19 protein-coding genes and 1 pseudogene are annotated in these 19,527 nt (G+C 36.9%); 18 read left to right on the forward strand and 2 right to left on the reverse strand.

Translation table 11 applies throughout. The features are described from left to right. The first annotated feature begins 88 nt into the window (after positions 1-88). Positions 89-307 carry a hypothetical protein gene (locus ACW6QF_RS10665; protein ID WP_456087806.1) on the forward strand — a complete coding sequence of 73 codons (219 nt, stop codon included), beginning with the start codon at positions 89-91 and terminating at the stop codon, positions 305-307. Positions 308-435: 128 nt separating this feature from the next. Here ACW6QF_RS10665 and ACW6QF_RS10670 read toward each other — a convergent pair whose 3' ends face one another. Continuing rightward, positions 436-1,494, reverse strand: a complete 1,059-nt coding sequence (locus ACW6QF_RS10670) for a hypothetical protein (protein ID WP_456087807.1) — start codon at positions 1,492-1,494, stop codon at positions 436-438. 194 nt (positions 1,495-1,688) lie between these two features. Here ACW6QF_RS10670 and ACW6QF_RS10675 point away from each other — a divergent pair, with 194 nt between their 5' ends. From ACW6QF_RS10675 to ACW6QF_RS10715, 9 genes are all read left to right on the forward strand, one after another. Continuing rightward, entirely contained in the window at positions 1,689-1,883 is a 195-nt protein-coding gene (locus tag ACW6QF_RS10675) for an NVEALA domain-containing protein (protein WP_456087808.1), read from the forward strand. A 138-nt stretch (positions 1,884-2,021) separates the two neighbouring features. Then, positions 2,022-2,609 carry a hypothetical protein gene (locus ACW6QF_RS10680; protein WP_456087809.1) on the forward strand — a complete coding sequence of 196 codons (588 nt, stop codon included), beginning with the start codon at positions 2,022-2,024 and terminating at the stop codon, positions 2,607-2,609. Continuing rightward, positions 2,606-3,790: a BF3164 family lipoprotein gene (locus tag ACW6QF_RS10685; RefSeq protein WP_456087810.1), complete on the forward strand. Its 1,185-nt coding sequence runs from the start codon at positions 2,606-2,608 to the stop codon at positions 3,788-3,790. The genes ACW6QF_RS10680 and ACW6QF_RS10685 overlap by 4 nt, the downstream gene beginning before the upstream one ends. A gap of 24 nt (positions 3,791-3,814) precedes the next feature. Further along, on the forward strand, positions 3,815-4,066 hold the full coding sequence (locus ACW6QF_RS10690) for an NVEALA domain-containing protein (RefSeq protein ID WP_456087811.1): 252 nt from the start codon (positions 3,815-3,817) through the stop codon (positions 4,064-4,066). A gap of 245 nt (positions 4,067-4,311) precedes the next feature. After that, the gene (locus ACW6QF_RS10695) at positions 4,312-5,196 is read left to right on the forward strand and encodes a 6-bladed beta-propeller (protein WP_456087812.1); all 885 of its coding nucleotides are present in this window, start codon (positions 4,312-4,314) and stop codon (positions 5,194-5,196) included. 3 nt (positions 5,197-5,199) lie between these two features. Further along, a complete protein-coding gene (locus tag ACW6QF_RS10700) occupies positions 5,200-6,291 on the forward strand; it encodes a 6-bladed beta-propeller (protein ID WP_456087813.1) in 1,092 nt (363 codons plus the stop codon). Positions 6,292-6,331: 40 nt separating this feature from the next. Further along, positions 6,332-7,528: a transglutaminase domain-containing protein gene (locus ACW6QF_RS10705; RefSeq protein ID WP_456087814.1), complete on the forward strand. Its 1,197-nt coding sequence runs from the start codon at positions 6,332-6,334 to the stop codon at positions 7,526-7,528. After that, a complete protein-coding gene (locus tag ACW6QF_RS10710; protein WP_456087815.1) occupies positions 7,491-8,906 on the forward strand; it encodes a 6-bladed beta-propeller in 1,416 nt (471 codons plus the stop codon). The genes ACW6QF_RS10705 and ACW6QF_RS10710 overlap by 38 nt, the downstream gene beginning before the upstream one ends. A 2-nt stretch (positions 8,907-8,908) precedes the next feature. Continuing rightward, a complete protein-coding gene (locus ACW6QF_RS10715) occupies positions 8,909-9,886 on the forward strand; it encodes a hypothetical protein (RefSeq protein ID WP_456087816.1) in 978 nt (325 codons plus the stop codon). Between the two features lie 228 nt (positions 9,887-10,114). Here ACW6QF_RS10715 and ACW6QF_RS10720 read toward each other — a convergent pair whose 3' ends face one another. Continuing rightward, positions 10,115-10,480: a hypothetical protein gene (locus tag ACW6QF_RS10720; RefSeq protein WP_456087817.1), complete on the reverse strand. Its 366-nt coding sequence runs from the start codon at positions 10,478-10,480 to the stop codon at positions 10,115-10,117. Between the two features lie 184 nt (positions 10,481-10,664). On the opposite strand from ACW6QF_RS10720, the gene ACW6QF_RS10725 reads away from it, so the two are divergent. The 8 genes and pseudogenes from ACW6QF_RS10725 to ACW6QF_RS10760 form a co-directional block, all read left to right on the forward strand. Next, entirely contained in the window at positions 10,665-10,895 is a 231-nt protein-coding gene (locus ACW6QF_RS10725; protein ID WP_456087818.1) for an NVEALA domain-containing protein, read from the forward strand. Positions 10,896-10,897: 2 nt separating this feature from the next. Continuing rightward, positions 10,898-11,953 carry a BF3164 family lipoprotein gene (locus tag ACW6QF_RS10730; RefSeq protein WP_456087819.1) on the forward strand — a complete coding sequence of 352 codons (1,056 nt, stop codon included), beginning with the start codon at positions 10,898-10,900 and terminating at the stop codon, positions 11,951-11,953. A gap of 7 nt (positions 11,954-11,960) precedes the next feature. After that, positions 11,961-12,488, forward strand: a pseudogene (locus ACW6QF_RS10735) (hypothetical protein); the annotation flags it as partial. A gap of 121 nt (positions 12,489-12,609) precedes the next feature. Continuing rightward, complete coding sequence (locus ACW6QF_RS10740) at positions 12,610-13,695, forward strand: 6-bladed beta-propeller (RefSeq protein ID WP_456087820.1); 1,086 nt, start codon at positions 12,610-12,612, stop codon at positions 13,693-13,695. A gap of 24 nt (positions 13,696-13,719) precedes the next feature. Next, positions 13,720-15,750 (forward strand): discoidin domain-containing protein, encoded by a 2,031-nt coding sequence (locus tag ACW6QF_RS10745; RefSeq protein WP_456087821.1) that lies wholly within the window; start codon positions 13,720-13,722, stop codon positions 15,748-15,750. A 21-nt stretch (positions 15,751-15,771) separates the two neighbouring features. Then, positions 15,772-17,724: a hypothetical protein gene (locus ACW6QF_RS10750; protein WP_456087822.1), complete on the forward strand. Its 1,953-nt coding sequence runs from the start codon at positions 15,772-15,774 to the stop codon at positions 17,722-17,724. Continuing rightward, a complete protein-coding gene (gene lepB / locus ACW6QF_RS10755) occupies positions 17,708-18,580 on the forward strand; it encodes a signal peptidase I (protein ID WP_456087823.1) in 873 nt (290 codons plus the stop codon). The genes ACW6QF_RS10750 and lepB overlap by 17 nt, the downstream gene beginning before the upstream one ends. Positions 18,581-18,593: 13 nt before the next feature. Next, positions 18,594-19,527, forward strand: a 934-nt coding sequence (locus ACW6QF_RS10760) for an O-antigen ligase family protein (protein WP_456087824.1), incomplete at its 3' end; no start/stop codon positions are given.

The raw sequence follows: 19,527 nt of genomic DNA on the forward strand, positions 1-19,527 counted from the left end.
GCTTTGAGCCGTTGGACGGTGACAATGTGGAAAAGCTCAACTCCCGGAGAATCGAATATTTCCGAACAAAGTCGATGCCCGCTCTTTTATGACAAACGTATTTTTCGGGGTTTCTTCCGTGAGGTGCGCAGTTCATTTCGCCGACGACCGTCTTCATTGTCGTGAGGTGCCGGAATCACCGGTAATGACGACCGTCTTCATGGCGATAAAGTCCCTTCTCGTGGCGATGAAGACGGTCGTTGGCGAGAAAAAGAACGGTAAATGGGGAAAAGTGCTGCTTTTCCATCGGGAGACAAAGAAAGTGTAACACAAACGCACAAATGTGAAATAATCTGTTTTTTACAATAAGGGGCACCTCTCTTAAGAAAAGGAGCGCGGTAAATTCCGATTTTATGTTCACCAAATGCGAACCGACATAATCCGTACTAAGTCGTTTCAATTAAGCATTACTATATGCAGATAATATGCGCCGGGAATATTTTCGATTGAGAATTCCGGAAAGGCATTCAGGTCCTCTCGAAGACGCTTTATAGTTTGTATCATAGATTTCTTTATTGCTCGGTTTAGCATCTTTTTTTCCTCTGTCAATTCATCTTCTTCGTTCAGAGGCCGCTTCAACACCTCTTTACAAAAATTGAGATAACTGACAGTATGATCCGGTGCTTCTAAAAAGCAGATAAAAGCGAGTAAACGATTTTTTGTCAAGCAGATTTCACAATTCGGGCCTTTTAATACTCCCGTTTTCTTATTGAAAAAAACATTTGGTGCTATCTCTATCCCCTCCGAAGCGTCCGAAGAGATCATTACCGGTATCGGTGTAGCAGGATTAACGGATTCCTTATGATCCATCTTTTTGCGCCGTTGCCATATATACATTGCAACAAGAATACACCACAACAAAATCAACCCCCAGATCAAAGGCATCCGGCTAATCAAGTAGGAAGAAGAAAACAAAACATACGCCTGCAGCTCTATTCGTTTCGCATCATGTTTCGGCCCAAACACGACAGGGTACAAGGCAATTCCTCTCCGGCATACCGCTTCATTTGAGCAACCGGCCAGGCTATCACCTTGTGAAAAACACACAGCAGTCCGGGCAATTATCCCTTCACCCCTTAATTGCTCTTGATAAATACTGTCGAGGGTAAAGGCACGATTAGGATTTTTGAAAGTCATGAATAGTTGGAAGCTCCATTCTCTTTTATCAATCAAAGCAAGACTGTCCGCCTGCTCATTTCTTTCATACGGAACTCTTCCTTTTTCAGTTTCTATAATGACAGAGTCCGACCGGAGCTCGGCTTTTGAATCTCCCAAAAACATTTGTTCGGGTTGCATAAGCGTCTCTTCTTCTTTCACAGACTGTTTAAACAGATAAAAAGCTCTTTGAACTTCTTCTTTTTTTACGTGTACGGCATATCGGTAAGACAAGAACATAATCAATATTGTCAAAAAAACGACAACCGAAAATATTGTGTCCAATTTATTGATTTTCATTTTGTTTTATTTAATGAAGCAAATATAATCAAAGGACTCATTACGAACAATAGGTTAAGGGAATTTTTCAACAGTTCAGAATTTGTTGCCAATTGTTGCCAACTGTTGCCAACTGTTGCCAAATTTGTTGCCAAAATCAGTTGCATGGCTTAACACAAAGAACGACCTTTGTCCAAACAAAAACAGATACGAAAATGAAAAAGCGTATATTGGGTGCAGCACTTTTAGTAGCAATAGCAGTGGCTGCCGGCTGGAATTTCAATCAGAGTAGAAATGAAGTTTCTAACACTTGCTTTTGGAATTGTACATTTGATTATAATTATCAATGCCATGTATTTGGCCCAGGAACAATGGGACCAACCTATTGTTTCTATTACCGAGCAAGATAACCATCTGGATAGTTGATATTTTTATAAAAGGGTATGTCAAAATCAAGAAGTTTGAAACGAGTTATAAAAATCTACAAGTTTGGATAATATAACTTTTGACATACCCTCTTTAACATATAACACAAAATAGATGCAGCCATGAAGATAAAATATTTACTATTAACATTACTTTTTACATCAAGTTCCGTATGTTCTCAAGATTCTAAATTATTTGAGAATAACAAGGGAAAAACACGTGCTTATTCATATCCTATAGGATCTGTAAAGATAATAAGCAATAAGGCTCATGAGTCAAAAATAAAGTTTCCATTATCTGAAAAAGACACAGAAATTGATATTTTCTTGAATGAATATAATAAAGATAAAAAGAATTATATCAATAAAAAAGTATGTGATCTAAAATTCAGTAAGGGAGAATCACGTTTCTTTTCAATTATTGTAGATACGGTGAAAGATAGGACCAAAATGTTACTTTCTACTCCTCTATTCATGAGTGAATTTAAAATCAAAAAAGAAAAGTTTAAATTTGTATTTGTAGATTCTGAAGTTAGAGAAAAAGACACTCCTATTGTCATATTATATTATGATACACCAGAAAATAAGTTGGAAACTAAACTAAAATCGAAGGGATTGATCGATGATAATTTTCACACCAAAGATTTAAAAAGCATATACAACATATTACAACCATACTATACAGTAACTATCAAAGAAAGAACAATATGAAAATACTAAATTGTATCATCTTTGTAATGGCTATGCTAAATTTTTCTTGTATAGATAAATTAGAATATAGCAATTGCTCCACATTTGATATTTCAAATATGCAAGATCAGACCTATCGACTTACAGGTAGACCCTTGAATTTTGATATTGACATAAAAAGACCTGTAGGCCTTTATTCTTTTGATTCATTATTAATTCTGAACAATATGAATACAGATGTGCTACTCGATGTCTATAATTTAAACAATAATAAGAAAATATGTTCCAATATATCTTACGGGAATGGCCCCGAAGAATTGTTGATTATAGACAGAATTCAGCGTATTGGCAGCCAGATCTCTATTTTTGATCAAATGAAAAGTAAAATATTCACATACGATATATGCGACTTATTAACTGAACAAGCCAAGCCTTTGAATATAATAAATTTATCAAAACCGGCAACAAACGCAATCCATTTACCCTCAGGGAATATTCTGGCAATTTCATTTAATGAAGAAGGAAAACGATTCTCTTTATTTAGTGAAAAAGGGGATTTTATAAAATACATAGGCGACTACCCTGATTATGGAGAAGATTTATCAATATATGAAAAAATAGAATCGTTCACATGTCAAATGATAATGAATAAAAATGATATTGTGGTAACAAACAAACGAACAGACTTGATAGAGATATACGATTTCGAAGGGAATTTAAAAAAAAGGGAACAAGGTCCCGACCATTTTTTCCCGGCAATCAAACAAAGATCCAGTGGCGAAGAAATCAGATTCAAAGAGACAAAAGGAAAATCTCGTGATGCTTATTTTCATCCCAATAAATATAATAATGAAATATGGGTATTATATTCAGGGAAATATTTCGATTCTAACAATTCCCCTATATACCTAAATGATAAAATCATAGTATTTGACTCCAATGGCATGCCATTAAAACAATATAAGCTAAACATCCCTATATTTTCTTTTACGATTAATCAAGAGAAAGGTGTATTATATGGAATCACGGATAATCCAGAAATGCAGATCATTGAATTTCAATTAAAAAACAGTTCGCAGGATATGGTCTTCACCCGTTTCGTAACCGAACCTATGGAATGCCGGAAACTGAAACGCGACAACTTCGACCGTTCGGTCCGCATCAATCGGGACAGTAGAATAAAGCAATTAACGGGAAAATGATAAATCCCTAAATATAATACAAAGATGGGAAAGAAATTTTTTGGCGTAATCACTGTTGTTGCGATCGCCGCAGCAGGCTGGAACTACCAGCAAAATAAACAAGAGGTTGAACTTTCTGATTTGGCATTGGAAAATGTCGAGGCACTGGCCAGTGGCGAAGGGAGTGGTGTCTGTAAATGGAGAACTGGACATAGCTCCGTAACCGGTTGGATTGCAATTTGTGACTCATACGGTGTTGGATATCCATGCACCTGCGGAGATATAAAATATTATTAATTATTAGAGAGACAAGAATGCGACTCCTGCTTTTTATATACTTGTTCTGTACAAATAGTATTAACGGTATTTCATCTCCTTCCCGTGGAGAAGATATTATTCAAATGGACATGAATCACTATCAGAAAATCACATTTGATAGTTTGATTACAGACATTTCTTGTACAAAACTAAGTAATACTGTATTTGATTTTTGTACAAATATGGTTCAATATAAAGACTTCCTATACTTTATGGGGAGTACTATGGCTGGAAAAAATGTATATATATACAATAAGTCCGGAAACTTCATAAAGGAAATTATATTTCCAGATGCCTTAATAGTCAATTCCATGTGTATTGTTCCGGAATTGGAGGAGTTGTGGGTCGTAAGTAGATTCAAAATTATCAACAAGTTCAAACTGGATGGCACACCGGTCAAAAAAGTGTCTTTGCCTTTTCCATGTGCCGCCATCATACCGATCGCAAAACAAGATTTTTTGGTTTATTCGGGAGGAGCCAATACTGAAAGAGGGCACATTGAAGGACACTTTATGGCTCTCACCGATTTCAAGTCTATCCACAAATTATATCTGCCCAAATGGGGGAAAAAAGAATGGTTGTTCGCACCTTATAATCTATATACGACAGATGCTGACGACATTTTGATTCTCCCGGATAACACAGACACAATCTACAGATATGACACATCCAGAGAAGAAGTACTTCCTTATTATAGTCTTGATTTCCGTGGGGATTTTCTAACCAGAAACAAGTATCCCAAAGAAGATTCGGAGATGGCTGAAATAATCGATAAGAAAAAATACATTCACAACTGCTATAGTTTTTATTCCGCTTCGGGATACCTTTTTTTTAAGCTAACGGGGAAAAGAGATGATTTTTGTGCCATCCGCGGTAAAGATAATACACTCTTTTCTTTCGATCGTCTTTTTGACAATTTCAGATCAAAATATGTAAATCCTTTTATCGGTTCAGATAAAAACAATCTTTATTTGCTTGTTCGCGAGAATGACCTTGCCTGTCATTACTTAAATATTAAATGCACATACCCGGCTATCCGGAAAATGTTACCCGGATTATCAACCACTGGGAACGATTGGATTTTACTAACGATTAAAATAAAAGAATAAGAGATGAAAAATATCGCCCAACAGTTCTTTCTTATATGCTTAGTTTACCTGCTTTTGAGTTCGTGCTCAAATCAAAAAGTAACCGAAATTGTTTTGATAGCGGATTTATCCCCTGAAGAATCCCAGCCGAAATGGACAGAGTTGTTTTCTGATCACTACGAAATTACTCCGTTGGAAACGACTTCCTGCAGTTTGATCGGGCAGATTGATAAGATCAGGAAGTTTCGGAATCATTATTATATTTTATCCTCTAATGGCAAAACAATCCACCATTTCGACAAGGACGGAAAATTCGTATCGTCTTTAAACAAACAGGGGCAAGGGCCGGAAGAATACCCACGGATAGAAGATTTCGATGTCTATGATATAAATGGCAAAACCGAAGTGTGGATATCCGACAACAAAAGCCTGAAAATCTACGATGCTACCGATTTTTCTTTCAAAAGAAAAATCTCCTATCCATTTGTAATCCATAAATTTAAAAAGATGGAGAACTCTCATGTCCTGCTTGTCACCGGACAGAACGAAAACATTTTGACGTTGGTAGACAAAGAGGGGAAAATCATTGCCGAATATTTGAAAAAAGAAATACCCTACATCATGTTCCGACCGGTACAATTTGTGGCTTATGAATCCTGTTATCTTTTCCAGTTAGGTATCTCAAACACATTCGTTTCATTCAACCCGCAAACTGAGCAATTCCAAATGGGACACTATGTCGGAGGAAAGGAATTCCTCACCGAAAAGCAGTTGTTGGAAATGTTTCAAGCGCACGGTGTCGACTTTATCCTTGAAGCCAATAAATGCTCTTACATCAACAACATGATTTCTTTAGGGAATATAATCTGGCTACAAACGCATCAAGGCGGGAAAAACTACCTGACAAAAGTAGAAGGAGGACAAAAGGTCTCAACCCAATTCTCATACGGGACGACTCTTTCCACTATTTCCGACACAGAGAGCGATGACAGCATATTATTATATATCACACCCGATCGTCTTTCGGAATATCCCGAAGATGTGATCGACAAATTTGGCAATAAGATTATCTGCAATATGGAAGATAATCCTTATATATTAGAGTTTTTTGAATAAACAATTCCCTTAAATAAAAGGAGAAATAATCAGAAAAAAGATGAAACGTATCATTTTGCTATATTTATTATTGTCTGTATTATCTTCTTGTTCCTTTTCCAAAGACAAACAACCGGAGTTGTCTTTTGCGATGGAATATGCGGATAGTAATAAAAAAGAATTAGAGCAGGTTTTGAAGCATTATGCAAATGATTCTTTGAAATTAGAAGCCGCCAAATTCCTAATACGCAACATGCCGGCACATTTCTTTTACCAACAAGGAAGAGAAATGGACAGTATCAAGCACGTCTTGACATTTACAGACTCACATCATTACCTTGATCCAAAGCACATCCAAAAATGGGGAAATTATTCCTATGTGGATTTACCGAAAATCCATGATGTCCAAATAATAACAGCCGAGTATTTGATAGAAAACATTGATTTAGCATTCGAACAATGGCATAAACGCCCTTGGGGAAAATATCTTTCCTTTCATGATTTCTGTGAATACTTGTTACCCTACAGGGTCGGGAATGAACCGTTGGAAAATTGGAGAAAATTATATTCCGACACTTTCAGTCCATTGCTTGACTCGATGTATACGAGTAGTGATGTTCTTGAAGCAGCCAACTTGGTGAAAAACATATTAAAAGAGCCTCAATTTCGACATTGTACAGCTTTTTCATTGCCAAATCTTGGAGCTCTCTACCTAATCGACAATCGATTCGGAAACTGTAGAGATTTTGCCGACCTTTTTACTTATGTATGTCGCTCTATCGGAATCCCTTGTATGGAAGAGACTAACGTACGACATTACCATACATGGAACGTTATAAAAGATACAACAGGTATGGACATTCCTTTCTGGTATGACACTTGGACAACATTCCGAGGAGATACTCGGATCGGAGACTTCAGATGTGGCAAAATATACCGCAAAATGTATGCCTTACAAATAGAAGAAGCACGCAAATACACAGCTAAAAGAAGAAAGTTACTATATCCCTACTATAAAAATGCTTACCTCAAAGATGTAAGTGCTGCTTATTACAAAGATACATTGTCCATTAACCTGAGAAAAAAGAGAAAAGGGAGTTTTGTCTATCTCAGTTTTTTCGATTCCAGACAATGGTGGAGTTGTGGCGTAACCATATCTCAAAATGGGGTAATACAGTTTAATAACGTAGAATCCAATATGATGTATGCTTTACACGAATATGAAAGGCAAGGTTACAGACAAATTCCAAATTCATGAGCTGTTTTTAAACTTTATGGATTACTTTTGTAGAAACTCCCGGACTTTTCCTCATTCAATAACAAATAAAGAAGGAGGTAACGACAAAAGTAGTAAATTGGAGAAAAGAACAAAAGGATTGGGAATCACCTGTTGCGGAAAAATCATTAATAACATAAATCTCCGCAACAGTCTTTTAAGACACAACTACAGTTTATTTGACAACATGAAAGGAACGGCATTATTTTTTATATTTGTATTCATACTATCTTGCTCTGCTGACAAAAGCTCTGTAGAACAAGACGAAACAATAGAGATCATCGATTGCAAAGATGAATATATTTCTTTGGCAGATTCTTTAAGCATTCAATTCATACCATTGGAAACAACGGAAGAGTGTTTGATCGGTTCCATTTCGGATATCCAAATTAAAAATAATCTGATCTATATTCTGGAAGGTAAAAAGTCAGAAGATCTTTTTATCTTTGATATGAATGGGAAATTCATTACGAAAGTAGGTGAAAAAGGAAACGGACCGGAACAATATGTAAAAATAAGCAGTTTTGACATTGACTCTGTAAACAATCAGATCCTTATTTCTGACAAACATCGAGGAAGAATCCTTTTTTTCGATTTAAAAACGTATCGCTTCAACTATGCCATAAACACTGATTTCTATTATACCGATTTCATCAGTATGTCCAATCGACAAATTTTATTTTTCGGCTGCAATGGGTTTCGAAATCCACAAAAACGTAATGATTCAAATTCATATTACATACAAATGACAGATTCTTTACTTAACCCCGAATCTGTTTTCCTTAAAGCCGTTTTTACCACTCCTTATGTAACTTTGGTGAAACCTGGTAAATCTCATTTCTATAGAAAAGGAAATAATGAAATTTATATCTATCATCATCTGTTCCCTGATGTATGGCGATATACAAATAGGAATTTTGAACAGAAATACCTTATCAAATTTGAGAATTACGTATTCCCTGATTTAAATTACCTAAAAGGTGAGGCTTCTTCGTCCGGTACAGATAAAGATTATTCAAAAGCATTGTATGATTCGAATTATATCACGAGTTACAGGATGGACGAATGTTCAAATTTGATTTGTTTTTCTATACAGAAAAACTTGATGCCCATTCAGGCGATCTATAGTAAAAAACACAAAAAAGGATATTTGTTTACATTGAAAGACTATTACCGGTCAATGAATATGGGGATGTTGATGTTTCCGGCGGGAGCGACAGACGATTGTATTATCGGTGTCATACCAATAAATGAAGATATGGAGCGCGTAAAAGAAGACATGTTGCTTTATCCGATTGTGAATAATAAAACATTGGATGATAATCCTATTATTTGTCTATACAGATGGAAAAAATTCTAACAATGAGGTTATTCTATTTTATAAGCTATTTCCTGCTATCGGTATGTATCTCCTCTTGCCGGCAGGATTTTGTCGATGGAAAAACATATACGAGTACCATCGTGAATCATTTGGGTGACGAGAGTTATATTCATGCCCTCAAAATAAAAAACGGATATTCCTTTTTTTTAGATGACAAGAATGACAGCATATTGCGGATTTACCGGAATGAACAGTTGCGATGTCCTGTCGGATACCTATTGAAAGGAACCGGAGAAAAAGATTTGAAAAAACCTTCTTTCTGCAAGGAGATTGCTGAAGTTCCTTATAAAGGCATCCGGGTGCTGGACAACGATTCTTATTTGAAAAGCATCGATCCTGATACGGATTCTTTGATTTCATCAGTTCGCATCATCAACGGATTGTGGAATAACACGGACTATAACTTCATATCCGATGAAATATGCGCTTTGCCTTTTTCTCCTCACAAAAACTATCCATTCTTCTTTTATAATGAGACAAACGGGTACTATTGGGTCGATCCAGACAAAGACGTAGCGAAAAGTCTTCAGCGAAAGCCTGTGGCATATTCGGCCTGCCTGGTTTTGAATGAAAAGAAAAAACGTATAGTTGTGGCCTATCGGTACACCAACCATATCTCTTTTTATAATCTTGACGGAATAGTGGAAAAAACTTTTTTTACAGATAAAAAGATCGTCGTACCTGTCGCCGTTCATGATGGTATCGATATAGAGGCTACCCGAAAATGTTTTATTGAAACATACGGGACAGAGAAATACGTCTATTGCCTGTACGATGGTTCAACCGATTTCAGCAACAACTCCCGATTGTATATTTACACTTGGGATGGAAAGTCTCAAGGAACGATATCATTGGATCGGAACATACGAACCTTTGCCGTAAGCGAAGACGATAGTTTTATTATAGCCATTTCAAGATCAAAACAAGGTGGACAAGATATATTGAAATATAGAATGTAAATTAAGAAAAAGGTCCTAAAGAACATTTGATTTATCAATAGAACAATAACCCTATTTTCACCTCTTTTCTATTTCGATTGAGAATTCCGGAAAGGCATTCAGGTCCTCTCGAAAGCGCTTTATAGTTTGTATCATAGATTTCTTTATTGCTCGGTTTAGCATCTATTTTCCTTTGTCAATTCATCTTCTTCATTCAGAGGCCGCTTCAACGCCTCTTTACAAAAATTGCTAAATACAGTCGAGGGTAAAGGCACGATTAGGATTTTTGAAAGTCATGAATAGTTGGAAGCTCCATTCTCTTTTATCAATCAAAGCAAGACTGTCCGCCTGCTCATTTCTTTCATACGGAACTCTTCCTTTTTCAGTTTCTATAATGACAGAGTCCGACCGGAGCTCGACTTTTGAATCTCCCCAAAATATTTGTTCGGGTTGCATAAGCGTCTCTTCTTCTTTCACAGACTGCTTAAACAGATAAAAAGCTCTTTGAACTTCTTCTTTTTTTACGTGTACGGCATATCGGTAAGACAAGAACATAATCAATATTGTCAAAAAAACGACAACTGAAAATATTGTGTCCAATTTATTGATTTTCATTTTGTTTTATTTAATGAAGCAAATATAATCAAAGGACTCATTACGAACAATAGGTTAAGGGAATTTTTCAACAGTTCTGAATTTGTTGCCAATTGTTGCCAACTGTTGCCAAATTTGTTACCAAAATCAGTTGCATGGCTTAACACAAAGAACGACCTTTGTCCAAACAAAAACAGATACGAAAATGAAAAAGAAAACACTTGTAAAACTTATCTTAGCAGCAGGCTGCTTAATGGCAGCATACTGTTTTTCCGGCAACAGGGAAACAACAGATTTAAACAAACTGGCATTCCAGAATATTGAAGCTTTGGCCCAAGGCGAAAATGATGCGGATGCCAATTGCTTTGGTTGCGGTTCGGTTGATTGCCGAGGTCACAAAGTAGAATACAAAATATCAGGTTTAAGTTTAGAATAACCGTGAAACGTTTTGCATACATATTATTAATAGGTATCAGTGCGATAATCTCCTGTACCGATTCCCCCGGTACTTACTATCCCCGATATTCGACTTTTCCCAATGAAAAGGCAATAAGTGCGCGAGTTATCGAACTGGATACTGCTCTTTTCCGCTACCCATTCCGGGTAGCGGTCAAAGACAGTATGGCTATTGTAATGGATTTGCACAACGCCGATTACTATTTTCATGCCTTTACATACCCTGCTTGGAAACATATCGTTTCTTTCGGGAAACGAGGGGAAGGACCTGAAGAAATGCTCTCTGCCGAAACATTTCAATTTAATTCCCCAGATTCGATATATGCCCTCGATGCAAATAAAATGCAAATATCATGCTGGGTTGTCTCTGCTGAAAATCGGTCGGCTATAAGACGAGATGTGATACAACTGGATAAAAGTTTGGTTCGTTCTTTGGACTTTTATGCCACAGATTCCTGTTTCCTCATCCCCGATTATTTAGGTGAACACCGCTACTGGCAAGTCGACTACAGTGGTAAACCTATCAAAAGCATCGGTAAAATCCCCTCTGAAAAAGATTTTGCATCGGAAAATCGTCCGGCATTGGCCCAGGCATGGCGTAGCTTTATTGATTACAACCCTCATAATGGTATATTGGCAATGGTCACTCAATTAGGAGAATCCATCGAAATATACAACACCAAAGAAAATACCCATACCGTATTATACGGTCCAAACGGTGAACCCCAATTTAAAAATGTAAAAGGCGAAGGCTTCCCTACCGGAATTATGGGATTCAGCGATATTGTTGTCACAGACCGACACATTTACAGTGTATTCCAAGGTGTACATTTCAAGGATAAATTAGCTTCTCACCAACGAGGTGAAAAGCCGGAAGATGGAGGACGTTATATATATGTATTCGACCTGAAAGGAAATCCCATACAAAAATACACCTTAGATAAACCCATATACGGAATCGATATAAACGAAAAAACAAAGACCATCATCGCCACATGTGTAGAAAGCGACGAGCCGATCATGGAATTTAAAATATAACAAGAAAATGAAACAACGACTCTACATATTGTCCCTATTATTTTTGTTAGCCGCTTGCCGGGAAAACAAGAAAGAGCAATTCGCCCGTCTGGTTCAGGAATGGCAAGGGAAAGAGATCGTCTTTCCGCAGGATATGGTTTTCACCCGTTTTGTCACAGACACAGTCGACTACGATATTCCACAATCAGAGCATAAAATTTTGATTTATGTTGACTCCGTCGGTTGCACCAGTTGTAAACTGCAATTGCATAAATGGAAAGAATTGATTGAATATACAGATTCTATTACTAATGGCAGTATACCTTATCTTTTTTTCTTCCAGTCTAAAGATGATAAAGAATTACGCTACCTCTTGAAACAAGATAATTTCGATCGACCAGTTTGCATCGATTATGCCAATCTATTGGACAATTCAAATAAATTTCCTACAGATATGACATTTCAGACATTTTTATTGGATAGGGATAATAAAGTGATTGCAATAGGGAATCCTGTACATAACTTAGCAGTAAAAGATCTTTATCTAAAGCTAATCCAATAAAAAAACAAATATATCCTTGCATATTAGAATTAAAAAACGGAGAAATAACAAACATATATTATCAAAGCGTAAAAGAGAATGGTTTATCAATAGTTAACAACAATATCAAAAACAAATGAGATACATTTATTATATTACAATATTATTTGCATTATTATCATGCGATAATAACAAATCCACATATAACAAAACAATCCCGCTATTCAAGTCATTAGAATTATCAGAGTATAATCGGACAAAAGATATTAGATATAATCACAAAATAATACAATTAGAAACATCAGACTCTATATTATTAGATTGGCCAGTTATATGTGACATTAAAGATTCTACCATGTGGATCAAGAGCGAAAATATAATATACAGTTTTAATATTAAAAATGGCAAACATCTTTTTACTATAGATAAAAGAGGAAATGGTCCTTATGAATATAGTCGTATTGGAGATCTTCAATACTCACCTGTAAATCAATGTTTATATTTGTATGACTATATAACGGACAAGATTATAACATACTCTAAAACAGGGGAAAATATTAATCAGATAAAAAACGACACTATCAATTCAATGGGGATAACTTCAGAAGGTGATATTATCGTAGCTTATAATCAGTTCAAATCGTCTTCATACCTCGTAGGAGCATACAACATGCATTTTAATCACATAAACTCTTTTATTAAGAATAACACAAAAATATCAAATGTTAGCTTATCAAGAACGAATCCCATATACAAATTCAATAAAAAAAATTGCATTTATATACCAGATACATTTTACACAATTACGACAGATAATGTTTTTCCTTTTTTAATTATAGACAAAGGTCGTTATAAAATACCTATAGAAATAGAATCAGATGCATCAAAAAAAGATATAAGAGAACACTATATATGGAATGATTATGGCTTTATTGTTGATCAATACCTATTTTTATCATTCAATTATAATAAGCGTAATTATTTTGATTTATGGAATATCAAAGATAAGACACTTATATCCAGAAGATGTACCAAAAACACACAACAACCTGGGCTTCCTTTTGAAATTAATGGCCAAACTATTTATGCATGGCCAAACTATGTTTGCAATAACAAGATCTACTGCATTTTAGACAATGAACAATCATTGACTTTACTTCCTGATTTTGATATTGAAAACAATCCTGCAATTTTAGAAATAGTGTTAGAGCAACAACTGTAATAATTAACAGATATATAAAAATACATGTCTATAAAAGTTCTTATATATTCTATATTTTTATTCTCATCCTGCTCGTCTTTTGAAGACCAGCCTTTAAGACTTGCGCTCAAACTTGCAAATAAGAATGCACAAGAATTAGATAATGTATTAAAACACTATCAAGACAATCAAGAAGAACTTGTAGCGTCTTATTTTCTTATCAGCAACATGATCGGAAAACAAACAGTAGACTACAACTCTATAAGAGCATCTCAATTTTATTTTGATGCTCTTACTGTCTACTTTGAAAGATATGGTCGATATGAAAACAACGTACAATATATTATTTGCGATAGCATTAAACAGTTATATCTAAATACAATATCATATCCCAGATATATCCCAGATATCCAACATATATCTGCAAGTTTCTTAATCAAACATATCAATTATTGTTTTCATACCTGGCAGCAATATCCGTGGTGTAAAGACATCAACTTTGATACCTTTTGTAAATATATCCTTCCCTACACAACCAGCAACTGTTATTGGGAACAAGCTTCAGACTTCTTTGAACAAAAGTATGCAATATTAAGAGATACAGTCTCTCATAAATCATACAAAGAGATCGGTAAAATCATTTCCGAAGATATAGATAAGACATTCGTTCAAAACTGGGTACTCTTTTCCCAAAAACATAAAGGACTGCTCCCTACAACTTTTGAAAATCTCGCAAAAGCACAAATCGGGACCTGCTTAGAAGCGAACATTTATAAAATTGCTGCACTGCGGGCAAACGGCATTCCGGCAGCTTTAAATACTTTCCCTAATTGGGGAAATGCCAATTCTTCCCACTTCTGGACAGAAATAATCGGAGATGAACGCATAGAGAAATTATACGATAATACTCAAAGACCATACATTTCCGATAATGATATATTGGTCGACAATATATTTTGGAAAAACACCTACAGTCCGACAGTAAAAGATACACTTCCCTATGCTTCTATACAATACTGTAGAACGATTCCGAAAGTGTACAGGATCAATTATGAGATACAACAAAACAGTTTGGCACTCAGAGCAAAAGAGGAAATTCCCGATTTCTTCAGGAATCCGGGGATAGAGGACATTACAGATAAATATATCGTATGCAAAGACATCGAGGTTCCTCTATGGGACAACAAACACAAAAAAGAATATGTCTATTTATGCTGTTATGACGATAATAATTGGATTCCGGTTTGTTGGAGCATTCCAAGAAAAAAACAGGCCTTATTTACAAAAGTCGGTGTGAATGTGCTTTACCTGCCGGCTTACTACGAGAACGGAACAATCATACCGGCAGGAGATGCTTTTATTCTCAAAGAGAATGGAGAATTAAAATGCTTTTCACAAGAAGCGGACAAAAAGGAAACATCTGCAACATTCTACTCGAAAATGCCATACCGTCAGCATACGGCGTTACAGGCCGCAGGAACAATCGGAACCCGTTTTTCCGTTTGCAATAATAAAGATTTATCTGACAGTCTAAACGTATATACAATTGAGAAACTGCCTTTCTATGAAGACAGTTTCAAAATTCCGACAAACAAGAAATATCGCTATTTGGTTTGCGAATTTCAACACACGCCAGATTTTCAGGATTCCTATTCCATTGCAGAAATAAAAATTTTCTCCGAAAACCGGCAACAGTTGGAAGGTAAACTGACAGGAACAAAAGGAATAAGTGACAACAAACTCGAAAACGTAATAGATGGAGACAGAGTCTCGTTTTATCAACCCGACAGATCTGAGAAACGACAATATATCGTTTTCGACTTCGGCAAACCTTGTAAAATCGAAAAAGTCGAGTTTTACCCAAGAAGCGACGACAATAGAATTGTTACAGGAGAATTATATGAATTATTCTATTGGGACAAGAAATGGATTTCATTAGGTCAACAATATGGCAAAGAGAATAAACTGACATTTCATGATATACCCCTAAATGCCCTATTCCGTATTCATAACCATACACGGGGAAAAGAGCATAGGCCGTTTACTTATGAGGATGGGAAACAGGTGTGGTGGTAATAAATATAAAAGAGCTATACAATGAAGATAAAATCTGCCATATTATATTTGATAATACTATTCTCTGCTTGTTCTTTTCACCAGAACAAACAATTAGAATACGCCCTTGAATTTGCCGGAAAAAACAGACAAGAACTTGAAAAGACACTGGAACATTATCAAAATGATCCTCAAAAATATAACGCAGCCATATTCTTAATTTCCAATATGATTGGTAAATATGGTTTACAAAGTCCATATCAAGATTCCATAAAAAACATATTAGTTTATGCATCAAATAATAATCAAGTAATAAACAACACGCTAATAATTGAAAGTAAAGTCAAGAAAAAGTGGCAATCTCTTAATACAATCCCTTTAAAAAGATATGACCTCCAACATATAAAGGCTGATTATTTAATTAGTAATATAGATATGGCTTTCCATGTTTGGAAAAAATACCCTTGGAACAAATCCCTGTCATTTGAAGACTTTTGTGAATATCTTCTACCATACAGAGTAGGAGATGAAGAGCTTACTGATTGGAGAGACATATTTTACGAAAAATATTCGCCGATATTAGATACCTATAAGGGTAACGATGTTGTTGAAGCATGTAACCTGTTAATCAGAGAACTTAAAAAAGATAAATTTTTCCATAATACAGATTTCTCCATTCCACACATGGGAGGTGAATTTCTTTTTAACTACCGTTTAGGTGCTTGTCGTGAAGGATGCGACATCGGAATTTATGCAATGAGGGCATGTGGTATACCTACTGCGATAGATAGATATATCCATTCAACTGTTTATCAAGGAAGTCACACTTGGAATGTTGTACGAGACACTACCGGACATTTCTTACCTTTCTGGTATACAGTGTTTGAAGCAAGTAGAGACATGAAGGACGATGGACGAAGAAAGGGCAAAGTTTATCGAAGTTTTTTTGGTATACAGAATCATTATACGGCAAATGAAATACAAAATAAAGCTATCCCGACTTTGTTCCGTGATCCATTTATAAAAGATGTGTCAGCAAATTATTTTGGGGAAAATAATGTTCAAATCCCGATACAAAGTGAATGCGACTTAGCCATGTTAGGTGTATTCAGTCCTAAAGGTTGGATTGCAATTGATAAAACTATTGTAGAAAAAGGAGTTGCAACTTTTCACAATTTAGAAACCAACATCGTATTCCAACCATTGGTTCTGCAAAAAGGACATATACACCCCGAAGGCTTTCCATTTGTTTATGACGGGAAAAAGATGTATTATTTTATTCCAGACACAACACAATGGGACACAGTTCCTATTACTCGCAAATTTCCGCTTCAACCATACCTGATCAATTATATGAACCAAAATCTACATGGAGCAATAATCGAAGGGGATAAAGACATTGCTTTCAAACATTCCACAACACTTGCGATCACCCCTGACACTATAATAGGGAATCGTCATTCTGTGTTATTAAATAATCCGGTAAAATGTCGCTATATACGCTTAAAAGCACCTAAAGGAAAACAAATCGAATTAGCAGAACTATCTTTATACGATAGTAACAACCAATATATTCCTATGAAAATATCGTATAGTCCAAATCCTTTATTGCCTTTGCCAGAATATAAAGTGACTAATCTATGCGATCAAAATCCTTTATCTTATTTCATTTCAAAAGACACATCTGCAATGGTTGTCTTTGATTTGGAAAAGGAAATCGAAATTGCAGAAGTAAAATATATTCCTCATAATGATGAGAACTTCGTCATACCGGACGATTTGTACGAATTATATTTTCAAAACGGAAATAAAGGATGGGAATCTTTAGGTATTCAATCTCCTGATGAAGGGACATTATATTATAGAGTTCCCAAAGGGGCTTTATTTTGGCTTAAAAACAAATCAAAAGGAAAAGAAGAACAGGTATTCTTCTTCAAGCAAAAAAAACAGTTCTTTTCATTTGAAATCAATAAAGACAATGAAATTTATAAATAACATACTAAATTGGGGAATAAACTTATTACTATTAAGTTTTATATTCATCGCTCTATGGTTCTTTTGCCAGGTTTTCTTATTCACGTCTTTCCGTATCCCCAGCGACTCTATGGAGCCTGAACTGATTGAAGGGGATGCTATCCTTATCTGGAAACCGACGTTAGGAGCAAGGCTTTTCAACCTCAATGCAACACTGCGGTTGGAGCAAGTCAAGATTTACAGGACTCCCGGACTTCGAAAAATCAAAAGGAATGATGTGCTGGTTTTCAATTTTCCACATCCGAACAACTGGGACAGGATCGAGATGCACATTTTAAAGTACTATGTCAAACGATGCATCGGACTGCCGGGAGACACGCTTTCCATCAAGAATGGTCGATTTCGAGTAGAAGGAATAGATGAGCCACTCGGAAACATCGAGTCACAACAAAAGATCGGACAAACGTTGCTGGAAGAGTTTCCGTGCGGTGTATATCACTGTTTCCCATTTGATTCTAATATAAATTGGAATATCCGGAATTTCGGACCACTCTATATACCCAAAGCTGGTGACCAATTACCAATGGACCGAAAGAACTATCAGTTATATCATAAACTAATCTCTTGGGAACAGAAAGCTAAATTAGAGTATAATGATTCCACCGTTTTCCTGAACGGCGAACCGATACGGGAATACCGCTTCTTGAAAAACTATTATTTCATGGCGGGTGACAAAGGCCTGAACTCGCAGGACTCGCGCTATTGGGGCTTGTTGCCGGAAGAATATATCGTCGGCAAGGCGGCATTTGTCTGGAAATCGGTCGATCCGTACACCGGGCAGTTCCGATGGGATCGGTTCATGAAGAAAATCGAATAAAAAACGGATAAGCATGGAACTCAAATTGCATAGGCATGGAATCCGGACTGCACTGGCATCCGTTTTCGGGGCGATGCTGATCGCCACGCCGCTCGTCGGCGACAGCGGATTGGCGAACGGCATTATGATGGGAAAAGTCTTCTGGTTCCACCTGTCGATGGCGCTGATGGCGATCGGGACGGTGGTGACGGCATGGTTCGGCGGGAGGAAAAGCATCCCGTTTGCATTGCCGGACGGATTGTTGCTCCTCTTTGCCGGGATCACGCTCGCGACATACGACCGGCAGCTCGATCCCGAACCCGCGAAACTGCTTTTCGGCGGACAGCTGGTCGTGTTGTGGTTCCTGTTGCGCTATTGTCTGGCAGAGGCTCCTTTCTTGAAATTTTTCTTTCTGTTCGTCGGGATGCTCACCGGACTGGTCGAAGCCGTCCGGGGAATGCAGCAATTGCATGGCTATGCCTATTCCAACCATTCGCTTTTCCGGCTGACAGGTTCTTTCTTTAATCCGGGGCCTTACTGCGGATATCTGGCGGTCATCCTGCCGGTTTGCCTGTGGACGGCGTTGCGGTTTCAAAAGTGGATGCACTATTTCGGCTGGGTATGCGTCGGAGCTATCCTGATTGTCCTGCCTGCCGGAATGAGCCGGTCGGCGTGGATGGCGGCGGTCGTGGCTTGCGGATGGGTGTACTGGGCGGAACGGATCGGATGGGAGAAGACGAAAGCTGCATATATAAGGTATAAGAATGCGACAATTCCTTTTATTGCAATTGTGGCGATATTAGTGGGATGTACCATTGCCGGGGTTTACGGGATGAAACGGGATTCGGCGGACGGGCGGTTGCTGATGTGGAAAGTGACGGGGAAAGCGATTGCCGGACAGCCGCTTGCAGGGACGGGGTTAGGCGGATTCCCGGCGGCATACGCGGAGGCGCAAGGCGGGTATTTCG

The organism is Parabacteroides sp. (assembly GCF_977054455.1).

Coding starts and splice junctions, on each gene's coding strand:
- ACW6QF_RS10665 (WP_456087806.1), top strand. CDS start 89: ATGACAAACGTATTTTTCGGGGTTTCTTCCGTGAGGTGCGCAGTTCAT.
- ACW6QF_RS10670 (WP_456087807.1), bottom strand. CDS start 1,494: ATGAAAATCAATAAATTGGACACAATATTTTCGGTTGTCGTTTTTTTG.
- ACW6QF_RS10675 (WP_456087808.1), top strand. CDS start 1,689: ATGAAAAAGCGTATATTGGGTGCAGCACTTTTAGTAGCAATAGCAGTG.
- ACW6QF_RS10680 (WP_456087809.1), top strand. CDS start 2,022: ATGAAGATAAAATATTTACTATTAACATTACTTTTTACATCAAGTTCC.
- ACW6QF_RS10685 (WP_456087810.1), top strand. CDS start 2,606: ATGAAAATACTAAATTGTATCATCTTTGTAATGGCTATGCTAAATTTT.
- ACW6QF_RS10690 (WP_456087811.1), top strand. CDS start 3,815: ATGGGAAAGAAATTTTTTGGCGTAATCACTGTTGTTGCGATCGCCGCA.
- ACW6QF_RS10695 (WP_456087812.1), top strand. CDS start 4,312: ATGGCTGGAAAAAATGTATATATATACAATAAGTCCGGAAACTTCATA.
- ACW6QF_RS10700 (WP_456087813.1), top strand. CDS start 5,200: ATGAAAAATATCGCCCAACAGTTCTTTCTTATATGCTTAGTTTACCTG.
- ACW6QF_RS10705 (WP_456087814.1), top strand. CDS start 6,332: ATGAAACGTATCATTTTGCTATATTTATTATTGTCTGTATTATCTTCT.
- ACW6QF_RS10710 (WP_456087815.1), top strand. CDS start 7,491: ATGAAAGGCAAGGTTACAGACAAATTCCAAATTCATGAGCTGTTTTTA.
- ACW6QF_RS10715 (WP_456087816.1), top strand. CDS start 8,909: ATGAGGTTATTCTATTTTATAAGCTATTTCCTGCTATCGGTATGTATC.
- ACW6QF_RS10720 (WP_456087817.1), bottom strand. CDS start 10,480: ATGAAAATCAATAAATTGGACACAATATTTTCAGTTGTCGTTTTTTTG.
- ACW6QF_RS10725 (WP_456087818.1), top strand. CDS start 10,665: ATGAAAAAGAAAACACTTGTAAAACTTATCTTAGCAGCAGGCTGCTTA.
- ACW6QF_RS10740 (WP_456087820.1), top strand. CDS start 12,610: ATGAGATACATTTATTATATTACAATATTATTTGCATTATTATCATGC.
- ACW6QF_RS10745 (WP_456087821.1), top strand. CDS start 13,720: ATGTCTATAAAAGTTCTTATATATTCTATATTTTTATTCTCATCCTGC.
- ACW6QF_RS10750 (WP_456087822.1), top strand. CDS start 15,772: ATGAAGATAAAATCTGCCATATTATATTTGATAATACTATTCTCTGCT.
- lepB (WP_456087823.1), top strand. CDS start 17,708: ATGAAATTTATAAATAACATACTAAATTGGGGAATAAACTTATTACTA.